This window comes from Bradyrhizobium pachyrhizi, from assembly GCF_001189245.1.
Lineage (GTDB): Bacteria > Pseudomonadota > Alphaproteobacteria > Rhizobiales > Xanthobacteraceae > Bradyrhizobium > Bradyrhizobium pachyrhizi.
The window spans coordinates 42976-48226 of the sequence record NZ_LFIQ01000020.1 but is presented as its reverse complement, the minus strand read 5'-3'; the positions used below and the strand labels follow the sequence as shown (position 1 = coordinate 48226).

The window sequence follows — 5251 nt, the reverse complement described above, 5'->3', positions numbered from 1 at the left end:
TCTTGTTTTGACGCGTTTTCTTCACGCGAAGGGGTGCCCACTTCGCTCGAAAACGCTTCTGAAAGGAAACCATCATGCACGGCATCATCGAAAGCCTCAGCCCCGCACACGATCAGATCGATTGGAAATGGGTCGGCAGTGTGTTCGCGTTCTACGTCGTGCTGACGATCGGCGGGATGGGCGCGCTGCTGGCGCGTTGATCCGCGGAAGCGGTGCGAAGGGCCGATTGCGCGGATAGCGGTCATAATAGAGCGGTCACGTGACGGCTGAGGCCCGGCGGTAGCCGCCGGAACCGGATCGCATAATCCTCCCTGAGAGGCGGTAGCCACGTCCTGCCGGCGCCTCCGTTCGGCGCCGACTGGGTGTGTTCAGATCATCAGCGTGAAGCGAGAGCGTTGGCCATTCGGGCAGATGCGCCGGGCGGCCTTGGCAAAGACCGTGCAGCGACCGCGGGTGCGGATGGCGTCGCATTGGTCGGCCAGGCACCAGGGAACGGCGGAGCGAAGTGGTGCGCCTTCAGAGCGACGATTTCCCATGAGTTCAGACAGGTTTTCCCGCCATACTCCGTCGAGTTGTAGAAGGCGTGAAATCCGATACCGAGAGCCGAGGCGAAGCGGTCTCCCTTGGTCGCTCCATCCACATAGCTTCTGAGCTTGGCGCAGAACTTGGGCAGATTTGCCGACCAGGGAGAATCAACCGCATTCTGGGCATTGTTGAATTGGCTTTGAAGCTCGCCGTAGCGATCGGAAAAGGCCCTGTCCACTCCGAGCCAGCCGTTTCCGCCGTCAATATCCGGCCCGGTGTCACGCACGATCTTGTCGATCGAGATGACGGTCTTTCGACCGCTTCTGTAGCTGATGTTGCTGGCGGTTGACCTGATCTCATACTGCCTGGGATCGGGCGATCTGGTTTCCGCAAACGACGCCATGATCGAGTTCACCCCGTTGTTGAGCGTGGTGATGGCGTTGCTGTTCTTCTCCAAATAGGAGACGACAGGAACGATCGCCGATCCAATACCGGTGCCCGTGGCCAAGGAGCCCAACGCGACGGCACTGGTGCCGACCGTCGCAATCCCGCTCACAAACTTCGTCGGGTCGTTGAATCGAATGGTGTCCGACTGCTTGTATTCAAAGTGCAGCCTTACTTTCGCGTTCGCCGGAACGTCGGTGATGATGGTGCCTTCGCAGTTCTGAATTTGAACGTCGCCAAAGTTGGCTTTCGCTATGATCGGCACTTTGACCTGCTTGGTCTCGTTGCTCTTGGCGTTCGGGAAGGTCACCACGGCCGCCAGGGCGACAGACTTGTCGTGAATATTGAACCCATCCTGGAATATGTTGCCGGTTCGCTTCGCTCCGACCCAGCCCGACGCCACGTTGTTCAAGCTCTGCGCATTGTCGCAGAGATTGCGGACCTTGAGATCGTATTCGAAGACGTCCCTGGGACTGTCGAAGGCTCTTATGACCGGCGGCGAGCCCGAAGCACGCTCAATATCGACCAACTCAAAGCCAAATGCGGACGAGGATGCCAACAGCGCAAGAGCCGTCGGCAGCAAGGTTTTGATGCGCACGTGAAATCCCCCAATTCCCAATCGTATTGCGGAGTCTTGAAATTCGCCATGTAACTACAGTTACATAGAAGTATAGCTCCGGCCGAAAATCAACCAAAAGTAGATTTTCAGGACGGAGGGCTGTCGAGGGGGTAGTGGGATCAGGGCGGGCGGGGAGGTCTTCGGCTCAGTCGCAGTGCGATGAAGATCCTGGTGCTGCCAGACAGGATTGAACTGTCGACCTCTCCATTACCAATGGAGTGCTCTACCACTGAGCTACGGCAGCATGCCCGGGAAAAATTGAATCGGCCCCAAGGGCCCGTCCAAGCGGGCGGTTCTTGCCACAGGCCTCCCTTTGGCGCAAGCGAAACAGCGCCCCTGTCGCCCTTGAAATCGGCAGAAATCGACGGCCTCGCCGTTGATTCCGGCCAATCTGGCCGATTTCGGCCGGATTGGGTTCCCGATCGCGCCGAAACTATTCCGATTTGCGCTTGCCGCCGAATCATATCGCCGCAACTGGCCGACCGGGCAGGGTGCGCGGGCACCCGCCATTGGCTATGCTCACCTCGCGCAGGGCGGCGGCGGTTCGAGAGTTTTGCAATGACAGGCGATCAGGACAGAAGCGGCGGGCAGGCCGGAGCCCGCGTGAAGGATTCACGACAGGATCGTCTCAAGCTGGCGCTGCGCGAAAACCTGAAGCGGCGGAAATCGCAGGCGCGCGGTCGTGATGATGCGGCCTCTTCCGAAGCCGCCCATGGTTCGCTAGATGGCGGCCCGGTAGATGACGGCTCGCTGGACGACGATGGCGGAAGCGAGCCTGGCAAAGTGACAGGCTAAAGCCGCGGTTCTGATCCAATGAGAACTTCCGCATGGCGCAAGTGATGAGGGTACGTCGTTCCGGGGCGCGAAGCGAACCCGGAACCTCGAGATTCCGGGTTCGTGCTTCGCACGCCCCGGAATGACGAACGTAGGCAAAGAGAAGCGGGTCGCCGGCATGGCTGTAGTAGAAGACACGACAATCAACCGGCTGAGCGCAACCGCCTACGCCTTCCCGCGCCATGAGCAGACCTTTCCGACCCTGACCGCGCACGAGATCGAGCGGATGCGCCGCTTCGGCGAGCCGCGCGCATACCAGGACGGCGAGGCGCTGTTCGAGACCGGCAAGCCCGGGCCCGGCATGTTCGTGGTGCTGTCGGGCAATGTCTCGATCACCCAGCGCGACGGCCTCGGCCATGTCGCGCCGATCATCGACCAGGGACCGGGCCAGTTCCTCGCCGAGATCGGCCAGCTCTCCGGCCGCCCGGCGCTGGTCGACGGCTATGCCGATGGGGTGGTCGAGACGCTGCTGTTGCCGCCCGACCGGCTGCGCGCGCTTTTGGTTGCGGAGGCCGATCTCGGCGAGCGCATCATGCGAGCGCTGATCCTGCGCCGCGTCAGCCTGATCCAGGGCGGCGCCGGCGGGCCGGTGCTGATCGGCCCCGCCTCGGTCGGCAATATGGCCTCGCTGCAGAATTTTTTGGCGCGCAACGGCCAGCCGCACCACTTGCTCGACCCCGAGACCGACAAGGATGCCGCCGACCTCGTCGCGCGCTATTCGCCGACGCGCGCCGAGCTGCCGCTGGTGGTCTGTCCCAACGGCACGGTGCTGCGCAATCCTTCCGAGACCGCGCTTGCGATGGCGCTCGGCATGATCGGCAACAGCGCGCATGAAAAACTCTACGATGTCGCCGTGGTCGGCAGCGGCCCGGCCGGGCTTGCCACCGCGGTCTATGCGGCATCGGAAGGCCTGTCGGTTGCGGTGTTCGATTCCCGCGCCTTCGGCGGCCAGGCCGGGGCCAGCATGCGCATCGAAAACTATCTGGGCTTTCCGACCGGCATCTCCGGCCAGGCGCTGGCCGGGCGCGCCTTCAACCAGGCGCAGAAATTCGGCGCCGAGATGCTGATCCCGGTCTCGATCAAATCGCTCGACTGCACGAAAGCGTCCGGCGCATTCGTGCTCGACACCGCGTGCGGGCATACGCTGCGCGCGAAATCCGTGGTGGTCGCCAGCGGGGCGCGCTATCGCCGGCCCGAGATCGACAATCTCGATGCCTTTGAAGGCCGCGGCGTCTGGTACTGGGCCTCGCCGATCGAGGCCCGGCTCTGCGCCAACCAGGATGTCGTGCTGGTCGGCGGCGGCAACTCCGCGGGGCAGGCGGCGGTGTTCCTGTCGGCGCATGCTCGCAAGGTCAACATGATGATCCGCGGCGGCGGGCTCGGAGCCAGCATGTCGCGCTATTTGATCGAGCGCATCGAGGCGACGCCGAACATCGAATTGATGTTCAACACCGAGGTGATCGGGCTCGACGGCGCGGAGACGCTGCAGCGGGTGCGCTGGCGCAGCCGGCTCGCGCCCGACGAGTTCACCATGGATATCCGCAATCTCTTTTTGTTTGTCGGCGCCGATCCGGCGACCGGCTGGCTCGAAGGCTGCGGCGTGCAGGTCGACCGCGGCGGCTTCGTGATGACCGGCGTGCAGACCGGCGAAGGCGCGCGCGCCGTGCCGCTGCTCGAGACCACGGTGCCCGGTGTGTTCGCGGTCGGCGACGTCCGCTCCGGATCGGTCAAGCGCGTCGGCGGCGCGATCGGCGAGGGTGCGCAAGTCGTCGCCGCGCTGCACGGCTATCTCGCTGACGCGGGCAGTCCGACGCTGTAGGAGGCATGATGTCGAAAGGCTGCATCCATATCGCCGGCATCCAGGATGTCACGCCGAGCGCGCTCGGCTGCGAGGAATGCCTGAAGAGCGGCAGCCGCTGGCTGCATTTGCGCATCTGCCGCACTTGCGGCCATGTCGGCTGCTGCGACGACTCGCCGAACCGGCATGCGACGGCGCATTTCCACGCCACCGGCCATCCCGTGATCGAGGGCTACGATCCGCCGGAAGGCTGGGGCTGGTGCTATGTCGACGAGGTGCTGTTCGACCTGTCGAAGCGCAAGACGCCGCATAACGGACCGATCCCGCGCTATGATCGATGAGGCTTCTTACACGGCGCACGTGCCGCATCGTGTGACATACGTGCGAAAATTTTCAGCAATCGCCGGCGCCGGCAAAATTCTTCATGAGATGTCGGCCGTCCTGCCATCGAAGCATGTAGCAATTTTCCGTCACGCGTCGTAACCTCGCACGCGGGTCTCAACGGGGAGTGCGCCACATGACGACATTGGTGCTCGTGCACGTCATTATCAGCCTGATTGCAATCGTCGCCGGCGTGCTCGTGATGTTCGGGCTGCTCGGCTCGCGCGCGATGCCGGGGCTGACCGCGATCTTCCTCGTGCTGACGATCCTGACCAGCGCCACCGGCTTCGTGATCCCGCCTTTGGTGACCGAGAAGCTGCTGCCGTCGCACATCATCGGCGGGCTTTCGCTGGTGCTGCTCGCGATCGCCTGCATTGCACTCTATGCGATGCAGCTCAAGGGCGCCTGGCGTCCGATCTATATCGTGACCGCGATGGTCTCGCTCTATCTCAACGTCTTCGTGCTGGTCATCCAGAGCTTCCTCAAGGTGCCGGCGTTGCAGGCGCTGGCGCCAGCCGTGCCGCCGAACCCGCCATCCGGGCCGGTCTTTGCCGTGGTGCAGGGCATCGTACTGGTGTTCTTCGTCCTGATGACCATCGGTGCCTGGCGCCGGTTCAGGCCGGTCACGTTCGCCTGATCCGACAAGCCTT

6 protein-coding genes and 1 tRNA gene are annotated in these 5251 nt (G+C 63.1%); 5 read left to right on the top strand and 2 right to left on the bottom strand.

The annotated features are described in order from the left end of the window. The first annotated feature begins 74 nt into the window (after positions 1-74). On the top strand, positions 75-200 hold the full coding sequence (locus tag AKL29_RS46230; RefSeq protein WP_283809382.1) for a hypothetical protein: 126 nt from the start codon (positions 75-77) through the stop codon (positions 198-200). Between the two features lie 176 nt (positions 201-376). Here AKL29_RS46230 and AKL29_RS00670 read toward each other — a convergent pair whose 3' ends face one another. Next, complete coding sequence (locus AKL29_RS00670; RefSeq protein ID WP_050382331.1) at positions 377-1567, bottom strand: hypothetical protein; 1191 nt, start codon at positions 1565-1567, stop codon at positions 377-379. Positions 1568-1757: 190 nt separating this feature from the next. Then, a tRNA-Thr gene (locus tag AKL29_RS00665) sits at positions 1758-1832 on the bottom strand. 314 nt (positions 1833-2146) lie between these two features. On the opposite strand from AKL29_RS00665, the gene AKL29_RS41515 reads away from it, so the two are divergent. The 4 genes from AKL29_RS41515 (at position 2147) to AKL29_RS00645 (ending at position 5238) form a co-directional block, all read left to right on the top strand. Continuing rightward, positions 2147-2383, top strand: a complete 237-nt coding sequence (locus tag AKL29_RS41515; protein ID WP_152977373.1) for a hypothetical protein — start codon at positions 2147-2149, stop codon at positions 2381-2383. 157 nt (positions 2384-2540) lie between these two features. Further along, positions 2541-4241, top strand: a complete 1701-nt coding sequence (locus tag AKL29_RS00655) for an FAD-dependent oxidoreductase (RefSeq protein WP_050382368.1) — start codon at positions 2541-2543, stop codon at positions 4239-4241. A gap of 8 nt (positions 4242-4249) precedes the next feature. After that, complete coding sequence (locus AKL29_RS00650) at positions 4250-4561, top strand: UBP-type zinc finger domain-containing protein (RefSeq protein ID WP_193395177.1); 312 nt, start codon at positions 4250-4252, stop codon at positions 4559-4561. Between the two features lie 176 nt (positions 4562-4737). After that, positions 4738-5238 carry a hypothetical protein gene (locus AKL29_RS00645; protein WP_050382326.1) on the top strand — a complete coding sequence of 167 codons (501 nt, stop codon included), beginning with the start codon at positions 4738-4740 and terminating at the stop codon, positions 5236-5238. Positions 5239-5251: the final 13 nt, after the last annotated feature.